Consider the following 26,158-nt stretch of genomic DNA (forward strand, 5'->3'; position numbering starts at 1 on the left):
ACATTACTTGGCGATACGTTTGTACTTGATACGCTTCGGCTCCAGCGCGTCGGCGCCCAGCGTGCGTTTCTTGTACTCTTCGTACTCGGTAAAGTTACCCTCGAAGAACTCCACCTTGCCTTCATCCTGGTAATCCAGAATGTGCGTGGCGATACGGTCGAGGAACCAACGGTCGTGCGAGATAACCATTGCACAGCCCGGGAACTCCAGCAGGGCGTTTTCCAGCGCACGCAGGGTTTCGATATCCAGGTCGTTGGTCGGTTCATCGAGCAGCAGCATATTGCCGCCAACCTGCAACAGCTTCGCCAGATGCAGGCGACCGCGCTCACCGCCGGACAGTTCGCCCACGCGTTTACCCTGATCGACGCCTTTGAAGTTAAAGCGGCCCACATAGGCGCGGCTTGGCATTTCGGTGTTGCCGATCTTCATGATATCCAGCCCGCCGGAAACTTCTTCCCACACGGTTTTGCTGTTATCCATCGCGTCACGGAACTGGTCAACGGAAGCCAGTTTTACGGTTTCCCCCAGCGTGATGGTGCCGCTATCCGGCTGTTCCTGACCGGACATCATGCGGAACAGGGTGGATTTACCCGCGCCGTTCGGACCGATGATGCCGACAATCGCGCCTTTCGGTACTGAGAAGCTGAGATCGTCGATCAGCAGGCGATCGCCGTAGGATTTACGCAGGTTGCTGACTTCAACGACCTTGTCGCCCAAACGTGGTCCAGGTGGAATAAACAGTTCGTTGGTTTCGTTACGTTTCTGGTATTCGGTGCTGTTCAGCTCTTCAAAGCGCGCCAGACGGGCTTTGCCTTTAGACTGGCGGCCTTTAGTACCCTGACGCACCCACTCCAGCTCTTTCTCAATGGATTTACGGCGGGCCGCTTCCTGAGAGGCTTCCTGCGCCAGACGCTGATCTTTCTGTTCCAGCCAGGAGGAGTAGTTGCCTTCCCACGGAATCCCTTCGCCACGGTCAAGTTCGAGGATCCAGCCCGCTACGTTGTCGAGGAAGTAACGGTCGTGGGTAATCGCCACAACGGTGCCTTCGAAGTCGTGCAGGAAGCGTTCCAGCCACGCGACGGACTCCGCATCCAGGTGGTTGGTCGGTTCGTCGAGCAGCAGCATGTCCGGTTTTTCCAGCAGCAGACGGCACAGCGCGACGCGGCGGCGCTCACCACCGGAAAGATTCGCGATTTTGGCATCCCAGTCCGGCAGACGCAGGGCGTCAGCGGCGCGCTCCAGCTGTACGTTCAGGTTGTGGCCGTCATGCGCCTGGATGATCTCTTCCAGCTTGCCCTGTTCGGCGGCCAGCTTGTCAAAGTCCGCATCTGGATCGGCGTACAGCGCGTACACTTCATCCAGACGTTTCAGGGCGCCGACCACTTCGGCCACCGCCTCTTCGATCGATTCGCGAACGGTGTGTTCAGGGGTGAGCTGAGGTTCCTGCGGCAGGTAGCCAATTTTGATGCCTGGCTGTGGGCGAGCTTCGCCCTCAATATCTGTATCGATGCCAGCCATAATGCGCAGCAGGGTAGACTTACCGGCGCCGTTCAGACCCAGTACGCCGATTTTCGCCCCAGGGAAGAAGCTCAGCGAGATGTTTTTCAAAATATGACGTTTCGGCGGAACCACTTTGCCGACACGATGCATGGTATAAACGAATTGAGCCACGTTGGACTTCGCCTCTATAGGTTTATCGTGATGAAGAATAATTTTCAAAGGCGAAGTGTAGCCTTTTTCCCGGGCTAATCCCAGCCAGCAACTCTCACTCGCAATAAAAGTAAAAAAGTGTCCGTAACGTGGCGCATTTAGCAATGTCTGGTTAGCATAAATTCATTACGCGGCATGATGCTGCATTGATGTATTACGACAAGAGGAAGAGCTTGTGGACAAAGCCAAACCATTTACCTGGCGTCTTATCGCCGCCAGCGTATGCCTGCTGACGGTAAGTCAGGCGGCGCGAGCGGATTCTCTGGATGAGCAGCGCAATCGCTATGCGCAAATCAAACAGGCCTGGGATAACCGACAGATGGATGTCGTTGAGCAGATGATGCCTGGCCTGAAGAATTACCCGCTGTATCCCTATCTTGAGTATCGCCAGATCACCGACGATCTGATGAACCAGCCTGCGGTCACCGTCACCCAGTTTGTGCGCGCCAACCCTACGCTTCCTCCTGCGCGTACGCTGCAATCGCGTTTCGTTAATGAGCTGGCGCGTCGCGAAGACTGGCGTGGACTGTTAGCGTTCAGCCCCGAGAAGCCGGGCACCACCGAAGCGCAATGTAATTACTACTACGCGAAATGGAATACCGGGCAGACGGAAGAGGCCTGGCAGGGGGCGAAAGCGCTTTGGCTGACCGGGAAAAGCCAGCCGAACGCCTGTGACAAACTGTTCAGCGTCTGGCGCGCTTCCGGCACCCAGGACCCGCTGGCCTGGCTGGAGCGCATCCGCCTGGCGATGAAAGCAGGCAACACGGGGCTGGTAACGGTGCTGGCCGGGCAGATGCCTGCGCAGTACCAGACCATTGCTTCGGCGATCATCGCGCTGGCGAACGATCCCAATAGCGTGATGACTTTTGCGCGTACGACCGGCGCGACCGATTTTACCCGTCAGATGGCGGCAGTGGCCTTTGCCAGCGTGGCGCGTCAGGACGCAGAGAATGCGCGTTTGATGATCCCGTCACTGGTGCAGGCCCAGCAGCTTAATGAGGAGCAAACTCAGGAACTGCGCGATATCGTCGCCTGGCGGCTGATGGGGAACGATGTGACCGATGCGCAGGCGAAGTGGCGCGATGATGCGATTATGCGCTCGCAATCCACCACGCTGGTGGAACGCCGCGTGCGGATGGCGCTGGGCACCGGCGATCGGCGTGGGCTGAATACCTGGCTTGCCCGACTGCCGATGGAAGCGAAGGAGAAGGATGAATGGCGCTACTGGCAGGCGGATTTGTTGCTTGAGCGCGGGCGTGAGGCAGAGGCAAAAGAGATCCTCCATGCGCTGATGCAACAGCGTGGTTTCTACCCGATGGTCGCCGCACAAAAGCTGGGTGAAGCGTATGTACTGAAGATCGACAAAGCGCCGACGACAGTGGATGCTTCGCTTACGCAGGGCGCGGAAATGGCGCGAGTACGCGAACTGATGTACTGGAACCTGGATAATACGGCGCGCAGCGAGTGGGCGAATCTGGTCTCCAGCAGGACGAAGTCGGAGCAGGTGCAGCTGGCGCGTTATGCTTTCAATAACCACTGGTGGGATCTGAGCGTGCAGGCGACGATCGCAGGGAAACTGTGGGATCATCTGGAAGAGCGTTTCCCGCTGGCGTACAAGGATCTTTTCGCCCGTTACACCGGCGGCAAAGCGATCTCGCAAAGTTACGCTATGGCGATTGCGCGTCAGGAGAGCGCCTGGAATCCGAAAGTGAAATCCCCGGTAGGAGCCAGCGGTCTGATGCAAGTTATGCCGGGCACGGCGACGCATACGGTGAAAATGTTCTCGATACCGGGCTACAGCAGCCCCAGCCAGCTGCTTGACCCGGAGACGAACATCAACATTGGCACCAGTTACCTGCAATACGTTTATCAACAGTTTGGTAATAACCGTATTTTCTCTTCAGCGGCTTACAATGCCGGGCCGGGGCGCGTTCGTACCTGGCTTGGCAACAGCGCAGGGCGCATCGACGCCGTCGCGTTTGTTGAAAGTATTCCGTTCTCAGAAACGCGGGGCTACGTGAAGAACGTGCTGGCTTATGATGCCTACTATCGCTACTTCATGGGCGATAAACCAACGTTGATGAATGACGCAGAATGGCAGCGCCGTTACTGATCGCATCGGTTATGTTATGCTATCGTACTCGTTAAAGAGTACAATCGGGGGAGGCAGATACGTTTCCCCCTGCAACGATGGCGACATTCTATGACTCAGCAATCACCCTATTCAGCAGCGATGGCAGAACAGCGTCACCAGGAGTGGTTACGCTTTGTTGAGCTGCTCAAGCACGCTTGTGCGGAAGACCTGCATCTTCCCTTACTCAATTTGATGCTGACGCCGGATGAGCGTGAGGCGCTGGGAACGCGCGTGCGTATCATTGAAGAGTTGTTACGCGGTGAAATGAGCCAGCGCGAGCTTAAAAATGAGCTGGGGGCGGGCATCGCCACCATTACGCGCGGTTCCAACAGCCTGAAATCCGCACCGGTAGAGTTACGCCAGTGGCTGGAGCAGGTGTTGCTCAAGAGCGAAAGGTAATTTCGCCTGATGGCGCTACGCTTATCAGGCCTACGGGAATGGTGAACGCTCACGCCTGATGGCGCTATGCTTATCAGGCTTACAGGAATGACGGACGTTCACGCCTGATGACAGGCCTACAGAAACGGTGAACGTAGGCCGGATAAGGCGAAGCCGCCATCCGGCGTGGATCGCGAGCCTTACCGATACACCGCATTATGAAACGGACTGAGCGCCAGAATCACCGCCTGGTGATAAACGCTGGAGCGGGTCAGTTTTCCGGCGGTAAACACCCCGATAGCCCCCTCTTTACGGCCAATCTCATCAATACCGGTATACTGCGACATCACCGGGCCGAGCGCTTCGCCCTGACGAACTTTTTCAAGGATAACCGCAGGAAGCGGCAGCGTTGCCGATCGCGCCTCGCCTCGCTGGGCGGCACTCTCTATCACCACCCAACTGAACGTACTGTCATCATCAATCCCCGCTTCGATAGCCACCCAAAAATCGGCCTGAGGACGCAGACAGCGCGCATTTTCTACCCGATTCCGTGCGCCAGCGCGCGTTTCCTGACTTCCAAAAGGTTGTTCCGGCACGCCGCTCTCGACGGAGACGGACTCAATATGGCAGGATCCTTCACCGAAAATCTCGTTAAATGCTTGCAGAATTGCCTGAATTTTAGCGGGATTGGTGGTTGCTGAGACAACATGGTGCATAATCAGAATTACTCAGAAATGAATGTCATCGCAGTATAACGGATAAAAAGCATGTTACAGGTATACCTTGTTCGCCACGGTGAAACGCAGTGGAACGCCGAGCGACGTATTCAAGGCCAGTCTGACAGTCCGCTGACCGCTAAAGGTGAGCAACAAGCTATGCAAGTGGGAGAACGCGCCAGAACGCTCGGCATCACCCATATCGTCAGTAGCGATCTCGGTCGCACCCGCCGCACGGCTGAAATCATCGCCCAGGCATGCGGTTGCGATATCACTTTCGACGCCCGTCTGCGTGAGCTGGACATGGGCGTGCTGGAAAAACGGCACATCGACACCCTCACCGAAGAAGAAGAGAACTGGCGTCGCCAGTTAGTGAACGGCACGGTTGACGGGCGCATTCCTGATGGCGAATCCATGCAGGAACTGAGCGATCGCGTCAATGCCGCTCTCGCGTCCTGTCTGGAACTGCCGCAGGGCAGCCGCCCGCTGCTGGTCAGTCACGGTATCGCGCTGGGTTGCCTGGTCAGCACCATTCTGGGATTACCGGCCTGGGCGGAGCGTCGGTTACGTCTGCGTAACTGCTCTATTTCCCGCGTCGATTATCAGGAAAGTTTGTGGCTGGCGCCTGGTTGGGTCGTTGAAACGGCAGGGGACGTCTCGCATCTCGATGCCCCTGCGTTAGATGAGCTACAGCGTTAACGGCGAACGGGGATCAGGAATTCGCAACGCAGGTTAATAGGGCGACCACCTGTTTTGGCATCTTCTGCCGGGTAGTATCGCTCTATATCCTGCCCTTTACGGCGGGTCAGGTTCAGCATCGGCATACAGGTGCCGTATACCGTCAGGATAAACTCCTGTACCCCGGTTCCTAAACCTTCGTAGGTGAACATCACATATTCGCCGCCCTGTAGGGTAACAGGCTGCGCTGACGGCACATACCCGTTGGCATGTTCTTGCGGTAGCGCGGTGGTGTAGAACACCTCCTGTTCGTCATCTTTCTCAAGGCTGGGGCGCGTTTCGTTAAGGCCGTAGAGCAGCGGAGGAATCGTTGGCGCCTGGCTGAGAAAGTCTTGCCAGAACTGTACGCGCATTTCGTGTCGAAAATCGGAGATTTGCTCCAGCGAACAGGAATAGCTCTGGGTGGTGCCGAGCAGTTGCGTATCTTCCAGGGTGACAAACTGATGTTCAGGCATGGCGAACTCACCCAGACGCATCGGCGGACGAATGCCAAAGGCGCTCCATTCTGGAGAACGGCGATATAACGCCGGCGTCTGAGAGAACTGCTTTTTAAACGCGCGGGTAAAGGTTTGCTGAGAATCGAAGCGGTACTGCAACGCGATATCCAGAATCGGACGCGCCGTCAGGCGCAGGGCCACGGCGGATTTAGATAAGCGGCGAGCGCGGATGTAAGCGCCAATAGCATGGCCCGTCACGTCCTTAAACATTCTTTGCAGGTGCCACTTGGAATAACCTGCTTTTGCCGCCACATTGTCAAGCGACAGAGGCTGATCCAGATGGCCTTCCAGCCAGGTTAAGAGGTCGCGAATAATGCCAGCCTGATCCATAAAATATCCTCATCCTTTCCACAACGAGCACCTGACATCAGGTAAGTGGATAATAGCATTTTTTGCTGTTTTAGCATTCGGTGTTTTTTTTGCTCATCTGTGCTTTTTTGGGGCACACTAAAGCATGATTATTCTAATCCTGTGATCTGTAAACAGTTTATCCAGACGTGTCGAATAATTGCGCAGTGTAACTTTTATGAATGGTAACAATATGAAATACAAGAGCTTAATACTTTCCTCAATTCTGTTGATGCTGGGGCAGTTTGCGCATGCAGAACAGGTGGGTTCCGTCGATACCGTATTTAAAATGTTTGGGCCTGACCATAAAATCGTCGTCGAAGCGTTTGACGATCCCGACGTCAAAAATGTGACGTGCTATGTAAGTCGGGCGAAAACGGGGGGGATTAAAGGCGGTCTGGGACTGGCCGAAGATACCTCCGACGCGGCGATCTCCTGTCAGCAGGTAGGGCCGATTGAGCTGAGCGATAAAATTAAGAACGGGAAAGCGCAAGGGGATGTCGTTTTCCAGAAACGCACGTCGCTGGTGTTTAAAAAATTACAGGTCGTGCGTTTTTATGATGCCAAACGCAATACGCTGGCGTATCTGGCCTATTCTGACAAGGTCGTTGAAGGGTCGCCAAAAAATGCCATAAGCGCGGTGCCCGTTATGCCGTGGCGGTAACGTTCCTGACGCGTCATCTGGAAGTGATTCCCGTTATGGTCGGATAAGTCATTGACAGACAATAAAAAACGGCGCGTTTTGCGCCGTTTTTGCTGCCGGTGGTAACCGATTAGTCCTGTAGATCACCGCAGAAACGGTAACCTTCACCGTGAATGGTCGCGATGATTTCCGGGGTATCCGGCGTGGATTCGAAATGTTTACGAATACGACGGATAGTCACGTCAACAGTACGGTCATGCGGCTTCAGCTCGCGACCGGTCATTTTCTTCAGCAGTTCTGCACGAGACTGGATCTTGCCAGGGTTCTCGCAGAAGTGAAGCATGGCGCGGAATTCGCTGCGTGGCAGTTTGTACTGCTCACCATCTGGGCCGATCAAAGAACGGCTGTTGATATCGAGTTCCCAACCGTTGAACTTGTAGCTTTCGACGCTACGGCGCTCTTCACTGACCGTACCCAGATTCATAGTACGGGACAACAGGTTGCGCGCACGGATAGTCAGTTCGCGTGGGTTAAACGGCTTGGTGATGTAATCGTCTGCGCCGATTTCGAGGCCGAGGATTTTATCGACTTCGTTATCGCGGCCAGTCAGGAACATCAACGCAACGTTAGCCTGTTCGCGCAGTTCACGCGCTAACAGAAGACCGTTTTTCCCTGGCAGGTTGATATCCATGATCACCAGGTTGATGTCATATTCAGAGAGGATCTGATGCATTTCCGCGCCATCTGTCGCTTCGAATACATCATAGCCTTCCGCTTCGAAAATACTTTTCAACGTGTTGCGTGTTACCAACTCGTCTTCAACGATAAGAATGTGCGGGGTCTGCATGTTTGCTACCTAAATTGCCAACTAAATCGAAACAGGAAGTACAAAAGTCCCTGACCTGCCTGATGCATGTCGCAAATTAACATGATCGGCGTAACATGACTAAAGTACGTAATTGCGTTCTTGATGCACTTTCCATCAACGTCAACAACATCATTAGCTTGGTCGTGGGTACTTTCCCTCTGGACCCGACAGTGTCAAAAACGGCTGTCATCCTAACCATTTTAACAGCAACATAACAGGCTAAGACGTACCGGACACCCAATAAAACTACGCTTCGTTGACATATATCAAGTTCAATTGTAGCACGTTAACAGTTTGATGAAATCATCGTATCCAAATGCTAGCGTTCATCACAAATTTGCAATAATCCAACTAGTTGCGCATGCCAACTAATAAATGTAATGAATCCAATAGGTGTGATTCATTCTAAATTAAATTACCCTAAATAAACAGAAGGATATGTAGTATTTCTTAACATAAAACGCAATAGTAAAGATAAGAAATAGTTTAGTGCCTTTTACTGAATGTGAAATGGTTTTTCAACGGTTTTCGTTAAAAAATTGTAAATTCGTGCTGCGTAATATGTTGACACTGGTCACATTATTGCCAGCGGTTGGTCAAAAAGAGAATCGAAATGCGTGTAACAATTATTCTGGTCGCACCGGCCAGAGCGGAAAATATTGGCGCGGCGGCACGGGCAATGAAGACGATGGGTTTTGGCGATATGCGTATTGTCGACAGCCAGGCGCACCTGGAGCCGGCGACCCGTTGGGTCGCACATGGTTCCGCTGATGTTATTGATAATATTAGTGTTTATCCAACGCTGGCGGAAGCGCTGCACGATGTTGATTTCACTGTCGCCACCACGGCCCGCAGTCGCGCGAAGTTCCACTACTACGCAACGCCCGCAGAACTGCTGCCGCTGTTGCAGGAAAAATCGCAGTGGATGAACCATGCGGCGCTGGTTTTTGGCCGGGAAGATTCGGGCCTGACGAACGAAGAACTGGCGCTGGCGGACGTTTTAACCGGCGTGCCAATGGTTGCTGATTATCCTTCACTCAATTTAGGGCAGGCGGTAATGGTGTATTGCTATCAATTAGCAGGCTTAATGCAACAACCGGCGAAACAAACAGAGGTGACTGACGCACCTCAATTGCAGGCGTTACGCACACGCGTTTCGCAGTTACTGGCGACGCTGGATGTTGCTGATGACATCAAACTGGCGGACTGGCTGCAACAACGACTGGGGCTGTCAGGGCAGCGCGACACGGCCATGCTGCACCGTTTATTGCATGATATTGAGAAAAATATAACAAAATAAAATCTTGTTAAATTACTTAATGTAAGATTTTAAATCTGGTTTCAAGAGGTTGCTTCATTCCGTATTGGTTGAAAATAAATGCGCAAGCAGCAGCTCGTGAACATGTTGCGGAATGTGATCAAATTAAAAATTTATTGACTTAGGTCACGAGATACTTTAACCCTTTAAAGATACAAGACAGACAGATAATAATTACAGAGTACACAACATCCATGAATCGCATCAGCACCACCATTACCACAACCATCACCATTACCACAGGTAACGGTGCGGGCTGACGCGTACAGGAAACACAGAAAAAAGCCCGCACCTGAACAGTGCGGGCTTTTTTTTCGACCAAAGGTAACGAGGTAACAACCATGCGAGTGTTGAAGTTCGGCGGTACATCAGTGGCAAATGCAGAGCGCTTTCTGCGTGTTGCCGATATTCTGGAAAGCAATGCCAGGCAGGGGCAGGTAGCGACTGTTCTTTCTGCCCCCGCCAAAATTACTAACCATCTGGTGGCGATGATTGAAAAGACCATCAGCGGTCAGGATGCTTTACCGAATATCAGCGATGCCGAACGTATTTTTTCCGAACTTCTTACGGGTCTTGCAGCCGCTCAGCCGGGGTTCCCGCTGGCGCAGTTGAAAGTTTTCGTTGAGCAAGAATTTGCGCAAATCAAACATATCCTGCACGGAATCAGCCTGCTGGGCCAGTGCCCGGATAGCATCAATGCTGCGCTGATCTGCCGTGGCGAGAAGATGTCGATCGCGATCATGGCTGGCCTGCTGGAAGCGCGCGGTCATGGCGTGACGGTTATCGATCCGGTCGAAAAATTGTTGGCGGTCGGGCATTACCTCGAATCGACCGTTGATATCGCCGAATCTACGCGCCGTATCGCGGCGGGCCGCATTCCGGCTGACCACATGGTGCTGATGGCAGGTTTCACCGCCGGTAACGAAAAAGGCGAGCTGGTCGTGCTGGGCCGCAACGGTTCTGATTACTCCGCTGCGGTGTTGGCTGCCTGCTTACGCGCCGACTGTTGTGAGATCTGGACTGACGTCGACGGCGTGTATACCTGCGATCCGCGCCAGGTGCCGGACGCCAGGTTGCTGAAGTCGATGTCCTATCAGGAGGCGATGGAGCTTTCTTACTTCGGCGCCAAAGTCCTTCATCCTCGCACCATCACCCCCATTGCCCAGTTCCAAATCCCATGCCTGATTAAAAACACCGGAAACCCGCAAGCCCCTGGTACGCTGATCGGCGCCAGCGTGGATGAAGACGAACTGCCGGTGAAAGGGATTTCGAACCTGAACAATATGGCGATGTTCAGCGTTTCCGGCCCTGGAATGAAAGGGATGATCGGGATGGCGGCGCGCGTCTTCGCGGCAATGTCCCGCGCGGGGATCTCCGTGGTGCTGATCACGCAATCCTCTTCTGAATACAGCATCAGTTTCTGCGTACCGCAGGGCGACTGCGCGCGGGCCCAGCGTGCAATGCAGGATGAGTTCTACCTGGAACTGAAAGAAGGGTTGCTGGAGCCGCTGGCGGTGACTGAACGTCTGGCGATCATCTCGGTGGTTGGCGACGGTATGCGCACGCTGCGCGGCATCTCGGCGAAGTTCTTTGCGGCGCTGGCGCGCGCGAATATCAATATTGTCGCGATTGCGCAGGGCTCGTCCGAACGATCGATTTCGGTGGTCGTGAATAACGATGACGTCACAACGGGCGTGCGTGTTACCCACCAGATGCTGTTCAATACCGATCAGGTGATTGAAGTGTTCGTTATCGGCGTTGGCGGCGTTGGCGGCGCGTTACTTGAGCAGCTGAAACGCCAGCAGTCCTGGCTGAAAAACAAGCATATCGACCTGCGCGTCTGCGGCGTGGCGAATTCGAAAGCGCTGTTGACCAATGTGCATGGCCTGAACCTGGATAACTGGCAGGCGGAACTGGCGGAAGCGAAAGAACCGTTTAATTTAGGGCGCTTAATTCGCCTGGTGAAAGAGTATCACCTGCTTAACCCGGTTATTGTTGACTGTACCTCCAGCCAGGCGGTGGCGGATCAATACGCCGACTTCCTGCGTGAAGGCTTCCATGTGGTAACGCCGAACAAAAAAGCCAACACGTCGTCGATGGATTACTACCATCAACTGCGTTTTGCCGCGGCGAAATCCCGACGTAAGTTCCTGTACGACACCAACGTAGGCGCGGGCTTACCGGTTATCGAGAACCTGCAAAACCTGCTGAACGCGGGTGACGAACTGCAACACTTCTCCGGCATCCTGTCTGGATCGCTCTCTTTTATTTTCGGCAAGCTGGATGAAGGCATGAGCCTTTCGGCCGCGACCACGATGGCGCGCGAGTTGGGCTATACCGAACCCGATCCGCGTGACGATCTTTCCGGGATGGATGTGGCGCGCAAATTGCTGATCCTCGCTCGTGAAACGGGACGTGAGCTGGAACTGTCCGATATCGTGATTGAGCCGGTGCTACCGGAAGGTTTCGACGATTCCGGCGATGTCGCCACGTTTATGACCAATCTGTCGCAGCTTGACGACGCGTTTGCCGCCCGCGTGGCGAAAGCCCGTGATGAAGGCAAAGTATTGCGCTATGTTGGCAACATTGAAGACGACGGCGTGTGTCGCGTGAAGATCGCCGAGGTTGACGGCAACGATCCGCTGTTTAAAGTGAAAAACGGGGAGAACGCGCTGGCGTTTTACAGTCACTATTATCAACCGCTGCCGCTGGTTCTGCGCGGTTACGGTGCGGGGAACGATGTGACGGCGGCGGGTGTTTTTGCCGATCTGCTGCGCACCCTTTCATGGAAGTTAGGAGTCTAAAATGGTGAAAGTCTATGCTCCGGCTTCCAGTGCCAATATGAGCGTCGGATTTGATGTGCTTGGGGCGGCCGTCACGCCGGTTGATGGCTCACTGCTGGGCGATGTGGTCTCGGTGGATGCGGCAGAAAGCTTCACGCTGAATAATTTAGGGCGTTTTGCCGACAAGCTGCCGTCAGCGCCGCGTGAAAATATCGTTTATCAGTGCTGGGAGCGTTTTTGCCAGGAGTTAGGTAAACAGATTCCGGTGGCGATGACGCTGGAAAAGAACATGCCGATTGGTTCCGGGTTAGGATCCAGCGCCTGTTCCGTGGTCGCCGCGCTGGTGGCGATGAATGAGTTCTGTGGCAAACCGCTGAACGACACGCGTCTGCTGGCGATCATGGGGGAACTGGAAGGGCGTATCTCTGGCAGCATTCATTACGATAACGTCGCGCCGTGCTTTCTCGGCGGCATGCAGTTGATGATCGAAGAAAACGGCATTATCAGCCAGCAGGTGCCAGGATTTGATGAGTGGCTGTGGGTACTGGCCTATCCGGGGATTAACGTTTCGACGGCTGAAGCGCGGGCGATTTTACCCGCGCAGTATCGCCGTCAGGACTGTATCGCCCACGGGCGGCATCTGGCCGGGTTTATTCATGCCTGCTATTCCCGTCAGCCGCAGCTTGCTGCAAAGCTGATGAAGGATGTGATTGCCGAACCGTACCGCGCTCGTCTGCTGCCGGGCTTCAGCCAGGCGCGTCAGGCGGTGGCGGAAATTGGCGCGCTGGCCAGCGGTATTTCCGGGTCCGGGCCGACGCTTTTCGCGCTCTGTGATAAGCCGGATACGGCGCAGCGTGTAGCAGACTGGCTGGGTAAAAATTACCTGCAAAATCAGGAAGGCTTTGTTCATATTTGTCAGCTGGATACGGCGGGCGCACGAGTACTGGGATAAACAATGAAACTCTACAATCTGAAAGATCATAATGAGCAGGTCAGCTTTGCGCAGGCCGTTACGCAGGGGCTTGGCAAGAATCAGGGGCTCTTTTTCCCGCACGACCTGCCGGAATTTAGCCTGACTGAAGTTGATGAGATGCTGAATCAGGACTTTGTGAGTCGTAGCGCAAAGATCCTTTCCGCGTTTATCGGGGATGAGATCCCGCAGGAAATCTTAGAAGAGCGCGTCCGCGAGGCATTCGCTTTTCCGGCGCCGGTGCGTCAGGTGGAAGGCGATGTCGGGTGCCTGGAGTTGTTCCACGGCCCGACGCTGGCCTTTAAGGATTTTGGCGGTCGCTTTATGGCGCAAATGCTGACGCACATCAGCGGCGACAAACCGGTGACTATCCTGACGGCGACCTCTGGCGATACCGGCGCGGCAGTTGCTCACGCATTCTACGGTCTGAAAAATGTACGCGTCGTGATCCTCTACCCACGCGGCAAGATCAGCCCGTTGCAGGAAAAACTGTTCTGTACGCTGGGCGGCAACATCGAAACGGTTGCGATTGACGGTGATTTCGATGCCTGCCAGGCGCTGGTAAAACAGGCGTTTGATGATGAAGAACTGAAGGCGGCGCTGGGGCTGAATTCGGCGAACTCCATCAACATCAGCCGTCTGCTGGCGCAGATTTGCTATTACTTTGAAGCGGTCGCTCAACTGCCGCAGGACGCGCGTAATCAGTTAGTGATTTCCGTGCCCAGCGGTAACTTTGGCGACCTGACGGCGGGGCTGTTGGCGAAGTCGCTCGGCCTGCCGGTGAAACGCTTTATCGCCGCCACTAACGTCAACGATACGGTGCCGCGCTTCCTGAAAGAGGGGCAGTGGTCGCCGAAAGCGACGCAGGCTACCTTGTCGAACGCGATGGATGTCAGCCAGCCCAATAACTGGCCGCGTGTGGAAGAGCTGTTCCGCCGTAAAATCTGGCGTCTGACGGAGCTGGGCTACGCTGCGGTTGACGATGAGACGACGCAGGAGACCATGCGCGAACTGAAAGCGGCAGGTTATACCTCTGAACCGCACGCTGCCGTGGCGTACCGCGCGCTGCGCGATCAGCTGCACCCGGGGGAGTATGGCTTGTTCCTCGGGACCGCGCATCCGGCGAAATTCAAAGAGAGTGTGGAGGCGATTCTTGGTGAAACATTGGATCTGCCAAAAGAGCTGGCGGATCGTGCCGACCTGCCGCTGCTCTCACATAATCTGCCTGCCGATTTTGCCGAATTGCGTAAGCTGATGATGACACGCGGCTAACAGTTGTGCCCGGTGGCGCTTCGGGGCTATTGTAGCTATTGTAGGCCGGATAAGGCGTTAGCCGCCATCCGGCTTTTTTATGGAGAAAATAAGGAGAAATTTAGCAGGTAAAAAGGAGTAATTCTCAATAAATGCGGTAACTTAGAGATTAGGATTGCGGAGAATAACAACCCGCGTTCTCATCAAGTAATCTCCTTTCATCGACCCAAATCGGGCAATGGTAAAAAGGAGTACCTCATGAACAAGTTGAAACCCGTGCTTCTTGCACTTTCCATGATGCTGGTGGCTCCCCTCGCAGCACAGGCTGCCGAAATTACCCTCGTACCGGCAGTTAAACTTCAGATTGGCGATCGCGATAACCACGGTAACTACTGGGATGGCGGTCACTGGCGTGACCACGGCTGGTGGCAGAAGCATTATGAGTGGCGAGAAAACCGCTGGCAGCCACATGGACCACGTCCGCAACCGCATCATAATAAGCATGACGAGCATCGTCATGATGATCGCCGCGACGACCACCGCCATTAAGCACGCAAGCCTGATAAGCGTAGCGCTATCAGGCAGTTATGCGGTTTTAGCGCCGGATAGCGACAAAAGGCGTCTTATCCGGCCTGCGCTTCAGGGCATCAGTTTTGCTCGTGGCGTTTAAACACCAGTTCGCCTTTTCCTGACGCTTGCTCATCATAGAAATAGCCTTCGCTGTTAAATGCGGTGAGCTGTTCCGGCTTCGTCAGCCGGTTTTCAATGATGTAACGGCTCATCAGGCCGCGCGCTTTTTTGGCGTAGAAGCTGATAACTTTGAATTTGCCGTTTTTCTCGTCAAGGAACACGGGCTTGATAACCTCCGCATTCAGCTGCTTCGGCTTCACGGATTTATAATATTCATCCGAGGCCAGGTTGATGACGATTTTATCGCCTTGCGCAGCCAGCGCTTCGTTCAGCTTATCGGTAATCACATCGCCCCAGAACTGATAAAGGTCTTTCCCTTTGGCGTTCTCAAGGCGAATACCCATCTCCAGACGGTAAGGCTGCATCAGATCCAGCGGACGCAGGACGCCGTACAACCCGGAAAGCATACGCAAATGCTGCTGCGCGAAATCAAAATCGGCTTCGCTGAACGTTTCCGCCTGTAGTCCGGTATAGACGTCGCCTTTAAACGCCAGAATCGCCTGGCGGGCGTTTTCAGGGGAGAAGTCAGGCTGCCAGTCATGAAAACGGGTGGCATTCAGATCGGCCAGTTTGTCGCTAATGCCCATTAGCTTGCCAATCTGCGGCGCCGAGAGCTTGCGCGCCTCGCGGATCAACTGCTGGGAGTAATCCAGCAGTTCAGGCCGCGTATAGCGCGTCGTGGCCAGCGGGCTTTGGTAATCGAGCGTTTTTGCAGGTGAAATCAGAATCAGCATATCCAGTCCTTGCAGGAAATTTACTGCGACTTTAGCAAAAAAACCGACCGATTTGATCGATGGTTGTGATTGCCGCGCTAGTGACGCGGCAACTCATCCCATGTATCCGGCGCCAGTTGCTGCTCAATTTCAGGGTAGCGGAACGGGTCGAACACGGGTTGTACGCCGAGCTTACGCTGTCGCAGATAGTCGCTGGCGATCGTATGTACCACCGGCGAGAGCAGCAGAATCGCCGTCAGGTTGGTGATGGCCATACAGGCCATAATAATGTCGGCCAACTGCCAGACGAGCGGAAAGCTGAGTAACGTGCCCGCCACGACCATCCCGACGGTGACAATACGCAGCGCCCAGCGCATTCGCAGACTGTCCAGACGCAGAAAAATCAGGTTATTTTCGGCGTAAACGTAGTTGGCGACAATCGAGCTGAAGGCGAACAACACCACAATAAACGCGACAAGGCTTGCGCCCCATTCTCCGGTCAGTGAAATCATTGCCTGTTGCACCAGCTGGATGCCTTCCGTTGGCATATGCGAGGCGCCATTGCCTGCCAGCAGAATAATCATCGCGCTGGCGGTGCAGATAATAATGGTATCGGTAAAGACGCCGATCATCTGCACAATTCCCTGCGCGGCAGGGTGCGGCGGCCAGGATGAAGCGGCGGCCGCAATGTTAGGCGCAGAACCCATTCCCGCTTCGTTGGAGAACATGCCGCGCTGGAAACCGCTGGTAATCGCCTGGCTGAGCGTATACCCAGCCGCCCCAGCAGTGGCTTCCTGCCAGCCGAATGCGCTTTTCACAATCGACGCGATAATGTCGGGCAACTGTTCGATGTGCCAGAGGCAAATCACTAAACCGGTGAGCGTCCACAGAAGGGCCATCGCAGGGACGAACCATTGCATGAGCTTTGCGACATCTTTAATGCCGCGAACGATGACAAAAAAGGCCGCCAGCGCCAGCACGATACCGGAGATAATGGGCGGTATGTCAAAGGCAAAAGCGAGCGCCCGCGAGACGGAGTTCGCCTGTACGCTATTAAAAATCAGACCATACGCAATGAGTAAGAAAATCGCGAAGAGAACGCCCATCCAGCGCATACCCAGACCACGCGCCATATACCATGCCGGGCCGCCGCGATACTGTCCTGTGCTGTCGCGCTCTTTGTAGAGCTGGGCCAGAGAGCATTCGGCAAACGAGGTCGCCATGCCGATAAGCGCAGATACCCACATCCAGAATACGGCGCCTGGCCCGCCTGCGGCGATAGCCAACGCAACGCCTGCCAGGTTGCCGCTGCCAATACGCGCGGCAAGGCTGGTACACAGCGCCTGAAATGACGTAAGCCCGCCCGGCTGGGGATGTATGCTGTTTTTAAGACTTTTGCCAAACTGGCGGATATAGCGAAACTGAACGAATCCGGTACGGTAAGTAAACCAAAACCCTGCGCCAAGCAGGAGGTAGATCATTACCGAACCCCAGAGTATTTCATTAATAAAGGCGAAGAAATCAGGCATTAACATCCCTCTTGTTGATGCCGGTACGCTTTTGGGTTCCAGTGTAAGCGTTACCAATTCACGAACAGTATAGACCCTGTCAGGCTATTGAATGGGGGGAGTCTACCATACTATATGGCAATATCCTTTAATTGCGCGCAGCCCTGGCGAGGGGCTGAAAAAGGGGCAAACAAAGAGGGGGGTGGGATAACCGCATTGTCTGCGGTTGCGCTGTGAGTGCGTCGTGTTATCATCAAGGCAGACCGGTTACATCCCCCTAACAAGCTGTTTAAAGAGAAACACTATCATGACGGACAAATTGACCTCCCTTCGTCAGTTCACCACCGTGGTGGCCGACACCGGAGACATCGCGGCAATGAAGCTGTACCAGCCGCAGGATGCCACAACCAACCCTTCTCTCATTCTTAACGCAGCACAGATCCCGGAATACCGTAAGCTGATTGACGATGCCGTTGCCTGGGCGAAACAGCAGAGCAGCGATCGCGCGCAGCAGATTGTTGACGCGGCCGACAAGCTGGCGGTGAACATTGGTCTGGAGATCCTGAAACTGGTCCCTGGCCGTATCTCCACCGAAGTTGACGCTCGTCTGTCCTACGACACCGACGCGTCTATCGCCAAAGCAAAACGCATCATCAAGCTCTACAACGACGCGGGCATCAGCAACGATCGCATCCTGATCAAACTGGCGTCTACCTGGCAGGGGATTCGTGCTGCTGAACAGCTGGAAAAGGAAGGTATCAACTGTAACCTGACTCTGCTGTTCTCCTTCGCGCAGGCGCGTGCTTGTGCGGAAGCGGGTGTATACCTGATCTCTCCGTTCGTGGGCCGTATTCTTGACTGGTACAAAGCCAATACCGACAAGAAAGAGTACGCTCCGGCAGAAGATCCGGGCGTGGTTTCCGTTACGGAAATCTACGAATACTACAAACAGCACGGTTATGAGACAGTGGTGATGGGCGCGAGCTTCCGCAACGTCGGCGAAATTCTGGAGCTGGCGGGTTGCGATCGTCTTACCATCGCTCCGGCGCTGCTGAAAGAGCTGGCGGAAAGCGAAGGCGCTATCGAACGTAAACTGTCCTTCTCTGGCGAAGTGAAAGCGCGTCCAGAACGCATCACCGAGTCTGAGTTCCTGTGGCAGCACAACCAGGACCCGATGGCGGTAGACAAGCTGGCGGACGGTATCCGTAAGTTTGCTATTGACCAGGAAAAACTGGAAAAAATGATCGGCGATCTGCTGTAATCATTCGGCGTGACCAGACAGGTTTCTGGTCACGCTACCTCTTCTGAAACCTGTCTGTCCTTCCCTTTGCAGTGTATCATTCTGTTTAACGAGACTGTTTAGACGGAATAATCATGAACACCTTACGTATTGGTTTAGTTTCCATTTCTGACCGCGCGTCCAGCGGCGTATACCAGGATAAAGGCATTCCTGCTCTTGAAGAGTGGCTGGCCTCCGCGCTGACTACCCCTTTTGACGTGCAAACCCGACTGATCCCGGATGAGCAGGCGATCATTGAGCAAACGCTGTGTGAGCTGGTGGATGAAATGAGCTGTCACCTGGTACTGACGACGGGCGGTACGGGGCCAGCGCGTCGTGATGTCACGCCTGACGCGACTCTGGCCGTCGCCGACAGAGAAATGCCCGGCTTTGGCGAGCAGATGCGCCAGATCAGCCTGCACTTTGTTCCTACGGCGATCCTTTCCCGCCAGGTTGGCGTGATCCGTAAGCAGGCGCTGATCCTGAACTTACCGGGGCAGCCAAAATCCATCAAAGAGACCCTGGAAGGGGTGAAAGATGCCGAGGGTAAGGTTGTTGTGCCGGGAATTTTCGCAAGCGTACCGTATTGTGTACAGTTGCTTGAAGGGCCTTATGTGGAAACCGCAGCGGAAGTGGTAGCATCTTTCCGCCCGAAAAATGCCAGACGCGACATAAACGCCTGAAGTTGGCCTTTCTGTGACATAAATTACGCAGGTGGTGGAGTATTGAATTGTTTACGATATAGTAATTTTTGATTTACACATATCGATAAGCGCCCTCAATAACTCCACTGACTCATGGTTTGCTATGTCACAACACACACGACCTCTGAATCGCCAGGATTATAAGACTCTTTCACTTGCCGCTCTCGGCGGCGCGCTCGAGTTTTACGACTTCATCATCTTTGTTTTCTTCGCAGCGGTTGTGGGCGAACTATTTTTCCCCGCCGATATTCCTGAGTGGCTTCGTCAGGTTCAGACGTTTGGGATCTTCGCCGCCGGTTATCTGGCGCGCCCGCTGGGCGGCATTATCATGGCGCACTTTGGCGATCTGGTAGGGCGCAAGAAGATGTTCACCCTGAGTATTCTATTGATGGCTGTTCCAACGCTGGCGATTGGCCTGCTGCCGACTTACGCCTCAATGGGCATCCTTGCGCCGTTGTTATTGCTGCTGATGCGTATTTTGCAAGGCGCAGCGATTGGCGGCGAAGTGCCGGGAGCGTGGGTGTTTGTGGCTGAACATGTGCCGGAGCGCCGTATCGGCATCGCCTGCGGCACGCTGACTGCGGGACTGACGGTCGGTATCCTGCTTGGTTCTGTCGTGGCGACGCTGGTGAATACCAGTATGACCCAGCAGGCGGTGCATGATTATGGCTGGCGTATTCCCTTCCTGCTCGGCGGCGTATTTGGTCTGATTGCGATGTATTTACGTCGTTGGTTGCAGGAAACGCCCATCTTCCTTGAAATGCAGCAGCGCAAAACGCTCGCGCAGGAATTGCCCGTCAAAGCGGTAGTGGTGAAACATAAAAAAGCGGTGGCGATTTCGATGCTGCTGACCTGGTTGTTATCGGCCGGCATTGTCGTCGTGATTTTGATGTCGCCGGTCTGGTTGCAAAAGCAGTACGGGTTTGCGCCCGCGTTAACTTTACAGGCAAATAGCGTGGCGACCATTATGCTGTGCGTGGGATGCCTGCTGGCAGGGTTCATTGTCGATCGGGTTGGCGCCAGCAAAACCTTTATTGTAGGCAGTTTTCTGCTGGCCTGCTCAAGCTGGATCTTCTATCACCTGTCTGGTGCGCATCCCGAGCAGTTGTTTTTATTATACGGACTGGTGGGGCTGTGTGTTGGTGTTGTTGGCGCGGTGCCGTACGTAATGGTGCGAGCCTTCCCGGCGGAAGTGCGTTTCACCGGCATCTCTTTTTCTTACAACGTCTCGTATGCCATTTTTGGCGGCCTGACGCCAATTGCGGTCACCATGTTGATGGGCGTGTCGCCAATGGCGCCGGCCTGGTATGTGCTGGCGTTGTCACTGGTGGGGCTGGGGTTGGGCGTCTGGTTGCGACAGGATATTTATTATCGCGATGCGGATGTGCAGGCAGAATTACAACAGCTGTAAAAATTATCCCCCCGGTCGGGGGATAACGGAAGATTAGTGCGCTTCACCGATTGGCAGGATGGTGCGGCCAAACTGTTCGTTCAGCACTTCGCCCATCGCCAGGTAAATGGCGCTGGCGCCACACACTAAGCCAATCCAACCCGCAACGTGGATCACCGCTTCATTACCCGCGATGTTGCCGAAGGCCAACAGGGCGAACAGTACGGTCAGGCTCAGGAAGACAAACTGTAGCGCGCGAGCGGCTTTCAGCGTGCCAAAGAACATGAACAGTGTGAACACGCCCCACAGCCCCAGGTAGGCGCCCAGGAACTGCGCGTTCGGCGCTTCTGTCAGACCCATTTTCGGCATTAACAGGATCGCGACCAGCGTCAGCCAGAAAGAACCGTAAGAGGTAAATGCGGTTAAGCCGAAGGTATTGCCTTTTTTATATTCCAGCAGGCCAGCAAAAATTTGCGCGATACCGCCGTAGAAAATGCCCATCGCCAGAATAATGCCGTCTAAAGCGAAGAAACCCGCGTTGTGCAGGTTAAGCAGAATGGTGGTCATGCCGAAGCCCATCAGGCCCAGCGGAGCCGGGTTAGCCAACTTAGTGTTGCCCATAATTCCTCAAAATCATCATTAATCGAATGGTGAAATAGTTTCCCCGAACAACCGATACCGTATTCGGGGCGCGGCATGATAATCAGGGGAATAGAGGCTGTCTATGATCTAATAGGGGGAAAATGAAATATTTCCCCTTGTGATGACGATCACGGAAGAAAAAGGCTTAACCGCCGCACAGGCAGAGGTGTTTTCCGTATGCCCGGTGAAGAAAATTATCGTTTTTCGCAAAAAAAATTTTTCATGCCCCCCTTGATGACGTGGGTTACGACCCCATCTTGTAGTCAACCGCAGTGAGTGAGTCTGAAAAAAAACGATTCAGGGTAGTTGAAACCGCACGTTTCGCCCTTATTACAGATTCACAACCACATGATGACCGAATTTTTAGTGGAGACGTTTAGATGGGTAAAATTATTGGTATCGACCTGGGTACTACCAACTCTTGTGTAGCGATTATGGATGGCACAACTGCACGTGTGCTGGAGAACGCCGAGGGCGATCGCACCACGCCTTCTATCATTGCTTATACCCAGGATGGTGAAACTCTGGTTGGTCAGCCGGCTAAACGTCAGGCAGTGACAAACCCGCAAAACACCCTGTTTGCGATTAAACGCCTGATTGGCCGCCGCTTCCAGGACGAAGAAGTTCAGCGTGACGTTTCCATCATGCCGTACAAAATCATCGGCGCCGATAACGGCGACGCATGGCTTGATGTGAAAGGTCAGAAAATGGCACCGCCGCAGATCTCTGCTGAAGTGCTGAAAAAAATGAAGAAAACCGCAGAAGATTACCTGGGCGAACCGGTAACTGAAGCTGTTATCACCGTACCTGCCTACTTCAACGATGCTCAGCGTCAGGCAACGAAAGATGCCGGTCGTATCGCAGGTCTGGAAGTAAAACGTATCATCAACGAACCAACCGCCGCCGCGCTGGCTTATGGTCTGGATAAAGAAGTCGGCAACCGTACTATCGCGGTTTACGACCTCGGTGGTGGTACTTTCGATATCTCTATTATCGAAATTGACGAAGTTGACGGCGAAAAAACCTTCGAAGTTCTGGCAACCAACGGTGATACCCACTTGGGTGGTGAAGACTTCGACAGCCGTATGATCAACTACCTGGTTGAAGAATTTAAGAAAGATCAGGGCATTGACCTGCGTAACGACCCGCTGGCGATGCAGCGTCTGAAAGAAGCGGCAGAAAAAGCGAAAATCGAGCTTTCTTCCGCACAGCAGACCGACGTGAACCTGCCGTACATCACCGCAGATGCCACCGGTCCGAAACACATGAACATCAAAGTGACTCGCGCGAAACTGGAAAGCCTGGTCGAAGACCTGGTGAACCGTTCCATCGAGCCGCTGAAAGTCGCGTTGCAGGATGCTGGCCTGTCCGTATCTGATATCAACGACGTTATCCTCGTTGGTGGTCAGACGCGTATGCCGATGGTGCAGAAAAAAGTGGCGGAGTTCTTTGGTAAAGAACCGCGTAAAGACGTTAACCCGGACGAAGCTGTTGCTATCGGCGCAGCGGTGCAGGGCGGCGTACTGACCGGTGATGTGAAAGACGTTCTGCTGCTGGACGTTACCCCGCTGTCTCTGGGTATCGAAACCATGGGCGGCGTAATGACGGCGCTGATCAGCAAAAACACCACTATCCCGACCAAGCACAGCCAGGTGTTCTCTACCGCTGAAGACAACCAGTCAGCGGTAACCATCCATGTGTTGCAGGGTGAGCGTAAACGCGCGTCTGATAACAAATCTCTGGGTCAGTTCAACCTGGATGGCATCAACCCGGCGCCGCGCGGTATGCCGCAGATCGAAGTCACCTTTGATATCGATGCTGACGGTATCCTGCACGTTTCCGCGAAAGACAAAAACAGCGGTAAAGAGCAGAAGATCACCATCAAGGCTTCTTCTGGTCTGAACGAGGACGAAATTCAGAAAATGGTTCGCGATGCTGAAGCGAACGCAGAATCTGACCGTAAGTTCGAAGAGCTGGTTCAGACGCGCAACCAGGGCGACCATCTGCTGCACAGCACGCGTAAGCAGGTTGAGGAAGCGGGCGATCAGCTGCCAGCAGACGACAAAACGGCTATCGAGTCTGCACTGAGCGCGCTGGAAACGGCGCTGAAAGGTGAAGACAAAGCGGCTATCGAAGCGAAAATGCAGGAACTGGCGCAGGCTTCCCAGAAACTGATGGAAATCGCTCAGCAGCAGCATGCACAGCAGCAGGCTGGCGGCGCTGACGCTTCTGCAAACAACGCGAAAGATGACGATGTTGTCGACGCTGAGTTTGAAGAAGTGAAAGACAAAAAATAATCGCCCTTTGAACGGGTAAAATACTGGCACGGGCGAAGAGGGTTCCTCTCCGCCCGTGCACGCATGTTAGGGGCAGATAAAAAAAAGATGGCTAAGCAAGACTATTACGAGATTTTAGGCGTTTCCAAAACAGCGGAAGAGCGTGAAATCAAAAAGGCGTACAAGCGCCTGGCCATGAAATATCACCCGGACCGTAACCAGGGTGATAAAGAGGCCGAGGCCAAGTTCAAAGAGATAAAGGAAGCCTACGAAGTTCTGACCGATGCGCAAAAACGTGCGGCATACGATCAGTACGGGCACGCCGCGTTTGAACAAGGCGGTGGTGGATTTGGCGGCGGCTTCGGCGGCGGCGCTGACTTCAGCGATATCTTTGGTGACGTTTTCGGCGATATCTTTGGCGGCGGACGTGGTCGTCAGCGCGCAGCGCGTGGTGCTGATTTACGTTACAACATGGATCTCACCCTGGAAGAAGCCGTACGTGGCGTGACCAAAGAGATCCGTATTCCGACGCTGGAAGAGTGCGACGTTTGCCACGGTAGCGGTGCGAAAGCAGGCACTCAGCCGCAGACCTGTCCAACCTGTCATGGCTCTGGTCAGGTGCAGATGCGTCAGGGCTTCTTCGCCGTGCAGCAAACCTGCCCGCACTGTCAGGGGCGCGGTACGCTGATTAAAGATCCGTGCAACAAATGCCACGGTCATGGTCGTGTAGAGAAAACCAAAACCCTGTCGGTTAAAATCCCGGCGGGTGTGGACACCGGCGATCGTATTCGTCTCTCCGGCGAAGGTGAAGCGGGCGAGCATGGTGCGCCAGCGGGCGATCTGTACGTTCAGGTGCAGGTGAAGCAGCACCCGATCTTCGAGCGTGAAGGCAACAACCTGTATTGCGAAGTGCCGATTAACTTTGCAATGGCGGCGTTAGGTGGCGAGATTGAAGTCCCGACGCTGGATGGCCGTGTGAAGTTGAAAGTGCCGCACGAAACGCAAACCGGCAAGCTGTTCCGTATGCGCGGAAGAGGCGTGAAATCCGTACGCGGCGGCGCACAGGGCGATCTGCTGTGCCGTGTTGTGGTTGAAACGCCGGTAGGTCTGAACGAGAAGCAGAAGCAGTTGCTGAAAGATCTGCAAGAAAGCTTCGGTGGCCCGACAGGCGAGAAAAACAGTCCGCGTTCGAAGAGTTTCTTCGACGGTGTGAAGAAGTTTTTCGATGATTTGACGCGTTAATCACCGCTGTTACATTGCATAAAAAGCCCGGGATTGCACAATCCCGGGCTTTTTTTGTTTGTCGGCGGCGATTATTTTATTTCGTAAAAACCGAACATTTCACCATAAATAATCTAATTTTAACGATAGATCATGCGAGGTAAGATAGACGCCACGAGGTTTGATTATATTGAGAGAATAAAAAGTGAAACACCTGCATCGTTTTTTTAGCAGTGATGCCTCCGGGGGCATCATTCTCATTATCGCCGCTGTGCTGGCTATGCTGATGGCGAACAGCGGATTCACCAGCGGATGGTATCACGCCTTTCTGGAGACGCCCGTTCAGCTACGGGTTGGGGCGCTTGAGATCAACAAAAATATGCTGCTGTGGATCAACGACGCGCTAATGGCGGTATTTTTCCTGCTGATTGGTCTGGAGGTCAAGCGTGAGCTTATGCAGGGCTCGCTTGCCAGTTTACGTCAGGCGGCGTTTCCGGTGATTGCCGCCATTGGCGGTATGATTGTTCCGGCGCTGCTCTATCTGGCTTTTAACTATTCCGACCCGATTACGCGCGAAGGCTGGGCGATCCCGGCGGCAACGGATATTGCTTTTGCGCTGGGCGTATTGGCCTTGCTGGGCAGCAGGGTGCCGCTGGCGTTGAAGATATTCCTGATGGCGCTGGCTATTATTGACGACCTGGGCGCGATTGTGATCATTGCGCTGTTCTACACCAGCGATCTTTCGATGGTCTCGCTGGGGGTGGCGGCATTTGCGATTGTGCTTCTGGCCGTGCTGAACCTGTGTGATGTCAGACGAACAGGGGTTTATATCCTGGTCGGCGTGGTGCTGTGGACTGCCGTATTGAAATCTGGCGTTCATGCCACTCTTGCCGGGGTGATCGTCGGCTTCTTCATCCCATTGAAGGAGAAGCATGGTCGTTCTCCGGCGAAGCGTCTGGAACATGTGCTGCACCCGTGGGTGGCGTATCTGATTCTGCCGCTGTTCGCCTTCGCCAATGCGGGCGTCTCGCTACAGGGGGTAACGCTTGACGGGCTGACCTCAATACTCCCGCTGGGAATCATTGCCGGGTTGCTGATCGGTAAACCGCTGGGGATTAGCCTGTTTTGCTGGCTGGCGCTGCGTCTCAAACTGGCGAAGCTGCCGGAAGGAACACGTTTTCAGCAAATAATGGCAGTCGGTATTCTGTGCGGGATCGGTTTTACGATGTCGATTTTCATCGCCAGTCTGGCGTTTGGTAGTGTAGATCCGGCACTGATTAACTGGGCGAAGCTGGGGATTTTGATTGGTTCTCTGCTTTCGGCAGTGATCGGCTACAGCTGGTTACGTACACGTTTAAGCCCGGTGGTCTGAGTGGGGACA

24 protein-coding genes and 1 other annotated feature are annotated in these 26,158 nt (G+C 54.1%); of the genes, 17 read left to right on the top strand and 7 right to left on the bottom strand.

Features of this window, described 5'->3' with window-relative positions:
- Nucleotides 1-3: 3 nt before the first annotated feature.
- On the bottom strand, nucleotides 4-1,671 hold the full coding sequence (gene ettA / locus OGX84_RS04700; RefSeq protein ID WP_024130727.1) for an energy-dependent translational throttle protein EttA: 1,668 nt from the start codon (nucleotides 1,669-1,671) through the stop codon (nucleotides 4-6).
- Between the two features lie 214 nt (nucleotides 1,672-1,885).
- Here ettA and sltY point away from each other — a divergent pair, with 214 nt between their 5' ends.
- Together sltY and trpR are read left to right on the top strand one after the other, a co-directional pair.
- Nucleotides 1,886-3,823 carry a murein transglycosylase gene (gene sltY / locus OGX84_RS04705; RefSeq protein ID WP_112001211.1) on the top strand — a complete coding sequence of 646 codons (1,938 nt, stop codon included), beginning with the start codon at nucleotides 1,886-1,888 and terminating at the stop codon, nucleotides 3,821-3,823.
- Nucleotides 3,824-3,913: 90 nt separating this feature from the next.
- Entirely contained in the window at nucleotides 3,914-4,243 is a 330-nt protein-coding gene (trpR, locus tag OGX84_RS04710; protein WP_024130726.1) for a trp operon repressor, read from the top strand.
- A 179-nt stretch (nucleotides 4,244-4,422) separates the two neighbouring features.
- Here the strand turns inward: trpR and yjjX are convergent, their stop codons facing one another.
- Nucleotides 4,423-4,938, bottom strand: a complete 516-nt coding sequence (gene yjjX, locus OGX84_RS04715; RefSeq protein WP_049010538.1) for an inosine/xanthosine triphosphatase — start codon at nucleotides 4,936-4,938, stop codon at nucleotides 4,423-4,425.
- 51 nt (nucleotides 4,939-4,989) lie between these two features.
- Here yjjX and gpmB point away from each other — a divergent pair, with 51 nt between their 5' ends.
- Nucleotides 4,990-5,637: a 2,3-diphosphoglycerate-dependent phosphoglycerate mutase GpmB gene (gene gpmB / locus OGX84_RS04720; protein WP_012134175.1), complete on the top strand. Its 648-nt coding sequence runs from the start codon at nucleotides 4,990-4,992 to the stop codon at nucleotides 5,635-5,637.
- On the opposite strand, the gene robA is transcribed toward gpmB, so the two are convergent.
- Nucleotides 5,634-6,503, bottom strand: coding sequence for an MDR efflux pump AcrAB transcriptional activator RobA (robA, locus tag OGX84_RS04725; protein WP_012134174.1), 870 nt, complete (start codon nucleotides 6,501-6,503; stop codon nucleotides 5,634-5,636). The two genes, gpmB and robA, sit on opposite strands and share 4 nt — an antisense overlap.
- A gap of 211 nt (nucleotides 6,504-6,714) precedes the next feature.
- Here robA and creA point away from each other — a divergent pair, with 211 nt between their 5' ends.
- Nucleotides 6,715-7,185, top strand: a complete 471-nt coding sequence (creA, locus tag OGX84_RS04730; protein WP_024130725.1) for a protein CreA — start codon at nucleotides 6,715-6,717, stop codon at nucleotides 7,183-7,185.
- A gap of 109 nt (nucleotides 7,186-7,294) precedes the next feature.
- Here creA and arcA read toward each other — a convergent pair whose 3' ends face one another.
- Nucleotides 7,295-8,011 carry a two-component system response regulator ArcA gene (gene arcA, locus OGX84_RS04735; RefSeq protein ID WP_001194359.1) on the bottom strand — a complete coding sequence of 239 codons (717 nt, stop codon included), beginning with the start codon at nucleotides 8,009-8,011 and terminating at the stop codon, nucleotides 7,295-7,297.
- 95 nt (nucleotides 8,012-8,106) lie between these two features.
- On the opposite strand from arcA, the gene yjjY reads away from it, so the two are divergent.
- The 7 genes from yjjY to OGX84_RS04770 all read left to right on the top strand — a co-directional run bounded on the left by yjjY (nucleotide 8,107) and on the right by OGX84_RS04770 (nucleotide 14,903).
- A complete protein-coding gene (gene yjjY, locus OGX84_RS04740) occupies nucleotides 8,107-8,247 on the top strand; it encodes a YjjY family protein (RefSeq protein WP_001541509.1) in 141 nt (46 codons plus the stop codon).
- A 398-nt stretch (nucleotides 8,248-8,645) separates the two neighbouring features.
- Nucleotides 8,646-9,332 (top strand): tRNA/rRNA methyltransferase, encoded by a 687-nt coding sequence (locus OGX84_RS04745; protein ID WP_104867795.1) that lies wholly within the window; start codon nucleotides 8,646-8,648, stop codon nucleotides 9,330-9,332.
- 212 nt (nucleotides 9,333-9,544) lie between these two features.
- Entirely contained in the window at nucleotides 9,545-9,610 is a 66-nt protein-coding gene (gene thrL / locus OGX84_RS04750; protein ID WP_060815970.1) for a thr operon leader peptide, read from the top strand.
- Nucleotides 9,546-9,666 (top strand) — a sequence feature (Thr leader region). It overlaps the preceding gene by 65 nt.
- Nucleotides 9,667-9,691: 25 nt before the next feature.
- Entirely contained in the window at nucleotides 9,692-12,154 is a 2,463-nt protein-coding gene (gene thrA / locus OGX84_RS04755; protein WP_112001209.1) for a bifunctional aspartate kinase/homoserine dehydrogenase I, read from the top strand.
- Between the two features lies 1 nt (nucleotide 12,155).
- The gene (gene thrB, locus OGX84_RS04760; RefSeq protein ID WP_012134169.1) at nucleotides 12,156-13,085 is read left to right on the top strand and encodes a homoserine kinase; all 930 of its coding nucleotides are present in this window, start codon (nucleotides 12,156-12,158) and stop codon (nucleotides 13,083-13,085) included.
- A gap of 3 nt (nucleotides 13,086-13,088) precedes the next feature.
- Complete coding sequence (thrC, locus tag OGX84_RS04765) at nucleotides 13,089-14,375, top strand: threonine synthase (RefSeq protein ID WP_071257499.1); 1,287 nt, start codon at nucleotides 13,089-13,091, stop codon at nucleotides 14,373-14,375.
- Nucleotides 14,376-14,612: 237 nt separating this feature from the next.
- A complete protein-coding gene (locus OGX84_RS04770; protein ID WP_012134167.1) occupies nucleotides 14,613-14,903 on the top strand; it encodes a DUF2502 domain-containing protein in 291 nt (96 codons plus the stop codon).
- A gap of 98 nt (nucleotides 14,904-15,001) precedes the next feature.
- Here OGX84_RS04770 and yaaA read toward each other — a convergent pair whose 3' ends face one another.
- On the bottom strand, nucleotides 15,002-15,778 hold the full coding sequence (yaaA, locus tag OGX84_RS04775; protein ID WP_047459033.1) for a peroxide stress protein YaaA: 777 nt from the start codon (nucleotides 15,776-15,778) through the stop codon (nucleotides 15,002-15,004).
- Nucleotides 15,779-15,855: 77 nt separating this feature from the next.
- Entirely contained in the window at nucleotides 15,856-17,286 is a 1,431-nt protein-coding gene (locus OGX84_RS04780) for an alanine/glycine:cation symporter family protein (protein WP_024130724.1), read from the bottom strand.
- Nucleotides 17,287-17,572: 286 nt separating this feature from the next.
- Between OGX84_RS04780 and tal the strand changes: the two genes are divergently transcribed.
- The 3 genes from tal to OGX84_RS04795 all read left to right on the top strand — a co-directional run bounded on the left by tal (nucleotide 17,573) and on the right by OGX84_RS04795 (nucleotide 20,659).
- Nucleotides 17,573-18,526, top strand: a complete 954-nt coding sequence (tal, locus tag OGX84_RS04785; protein ID WP_012134163.1) for a transaldolase — start codon at nucleotides 17,573-17,575, stop codon at nucleotides 18,524-18,526.
- A 113-nt stretch (nucleotides 18,527-18,639) separates the two neighbouring features.
- The gene (mog, locus tag OGX84_RS04790) at nucleotides 18,640-19,227 is read left to right on the top strand and encodes a molybdopterin adenylyltransferase (RefSeq protein ID WP_012134162.1); all 588 of its coding nucleotides are present in this window, start codon (nucleotides 18,640-18,642) and stop codon (nucleotides 19,225-19,227) included.
- 124 nt (nucleotides 19,228-19,351) lie between these two features.
- Nucleotides 19,352-20,659, top strand: coding sequence for an MFS transporter (locus tag OGX84_RS04795; RefSeq protein WP_071257506.1), 1,308 nt, complete (start codon nucleotides 19,352-19,354; stop codon nucleotides 20,657-20,659).
- Between the two features lie 33 nt (nucleotides 20,660-20,692).
- Here the strand turns inward: OGX84_RS04795 and satP are convergent, their stop codons facing one another.
- Complete coding sequence (satP, locus tag OGX84_RS04800; protein ID WP_012134160.1) at nucleotides 20,693-21,259, bottom strand: acetate uptake transporter; 567 nt, start codon at nucleotides 21,257-21,259, stop codon at nucleotides 20,693-20,695.
- A 401-nt stretch (nucleotides 21,260-21,660) separates the two neighbouring features.
- Here satP and dnaK point away from each other — a divergent pair, with 401 nt between their 5' ends.
- From dnaK to nhaA, 3 genes are all read left to right on the top strand, one after another.
- Nucleotides 21,661-23,577, top strand: coding sequence for a molecular chaperone DnaK (dnaK, locus tag OGX84_RS04805; protein WP_012134158.1), 1,917 nt, complete (start codon nucleotides 21,661-21,663; stop codon nucleotides 23,575-23,577).
- A gap of 87 nt (nucleotides 23,578-23,664) precedes the next feature.
- A complete protein-coding gene (gene dnaJ, locus OGX84_RS04810) occupies nucleotides 23,665-24,798 on the top strand; it encodes a molecular chaperone DnaJ (protein ID WP_047463780.1) in 1,134 nt (377 codons plus the stop codon).
- Between the two features lie 184 nt (nucleotides 24,799-24,982).
- Nucleotides 24,983-26,149: a Na+/H+ antiporter NhaA gene (nhaA, locus tag OGX84_RS04815; RefSeq protein ID WP_012134155.1), complete on the top strand. Its 1,167-nt coding sequence runs from the start codon at nucleotides 24,983-24,985 to the stop codon at nucleotides 26,147-26,149.
- Nucleotides 26,150-26,158 lie beyond the last annotated feature (9 nt).

Source organism: Citrobacter sp. CK202, assembly GCF_030333225.1.
Lineage (GTDB): Bacteria > Pseudomonadota > Gammaproteobacteria > Enterobacterales > Enterobacteriaceae > Citrobacter_B > Citrobacter_B koseri.

Bases quoted from the DNA above. Each gene is read 5' to 3' on its own strand.
- OGX84_RS04745 (WP_104867795.1), top strand. From the start codon at position 8,646: ATGCGTGTAACAATTATTCTGGTCGCACCGGCCAGAGCGGAAAATATT.
- dnaK (WP_012134158.1), top strand. From the start codon at position 21,661: ATGGGTAAAATTATTGGTATCGACCTGGGTACTACCAACTCTTGTGTA.
- OGX84_RS04780 (WP_024130724.1), bottom strand. From the start codon at position 17,286: ATGCCTGATTTCTTCGCCTTTATTAATGAAATACTCTGGGGTTCGGTA.
- OGX84_RS04770 (WP_012134167.1), top strand. From the start codon at position 14,613: ATGAACAAGTTGAAACCCGTGCTTCTTGCACTTTCCATGATGCTGGTG.
- dnaJ (WP_047463780.1), top strand. From the start codon at position 23,665: ATGGCTAAGCAAGACTATTACGAGATTTTAGGCGTTTCCAAAACAGCG.
- thrA (WP_112001209.1), top strand. From the start codon at position 9,692: ATGCGAGTGTTGAAGTTCGGCGGTACATCAGTGGCAAATGCAGAGCGC.
- OGX84_RS04795 (WP_071257506.1), top strand. From the start codon at position 19,352: ATGTCACAACACACACGACCTCTGAATCGCCAGGATTATAAGACTCTT.
- satP (WP_012134160.1), bottom strand. From the start codon at position 21,259: ATGGGCAACACTAAGTTGGCTAACCCGGCTCCGCTGGGCCTGATGGGC.
- gpmB (WP_012134175.1), top strand. From the start codon at position 4,990: ATGTTACAGGTATACCTTGTTCGCCACGGTGAAACGCAGTGGAACGCC.
- arcA (WP_001194359.1), bottom strand. From the start codon at position 8,011: ATGCAGACCCCGCACATTCTTATCGTTGAAGACGAGTTGGTAACACGC.
- creA (WP_024130725.1), top strand. From the start codon at position 6,715: ATGAAATACAAGAGCTTAATACTTTCCTCAATTCTGTTGATGCTGGGG.
- yjjY (WP_001541509.1), top strand. From the start codon at position 8,107: ATGACTAAAGTACGTAATTGCGTTCTTGATGCACTTTCCATCAACGTC.
- yaaA (WP_047459033.1), bottom strand. From the start codon at position 15,778: ATGCTGATTCTGATTTCACCTGCAAAAACGCTCGATTACCAAAGCCCG.
- mog (WP_012134162.1), top strand. From the start codon at position 18,640: ATGAACACCTTACGTATTGGTTTAGTTTCCATTTCTGACCGCGCGTCC.
- thrB (WP_012134169.1), top strand. From the start codon at position 12,156: ATGGTGAAAGTCTATGCTCCGGCTTCCAGTGCCAATATGAGCGTCGGA.
- thrC (WP_071257499.1), top strand. From the start codon at position 13,089: ATGAAACTCTACAATCTGAAAGATCATAATGAGCAGGTCAGCTTTGCG.
- robA (WP_012134174.1), bottom strand. From the start codon at position 6,503: ATGGATCAGGCTGGCATTATTCGCGACCTCTTAACCTGGCTGGAAGGC.
- tal (WP_012134163.1), top strand. From the start codon at position 17,573: ATGACGGACAAATTGACCTCCCTTCGTCAGTTCACCACCGTGGTGGCC.
- trpR (WP_024130726.1), top strand. From the start codon at position 3,914: ATGACTCAGCAATCACCCTATTCAGCAGCGATGGCAGAACAGCGTCAC.
- yjjX (WP_049010538.1), bottom strand. From the start codon at position 4,938: ATGCACCATGTTGTCTCAGCAACCACCAATCCCGCTAAAATTCAGGCA.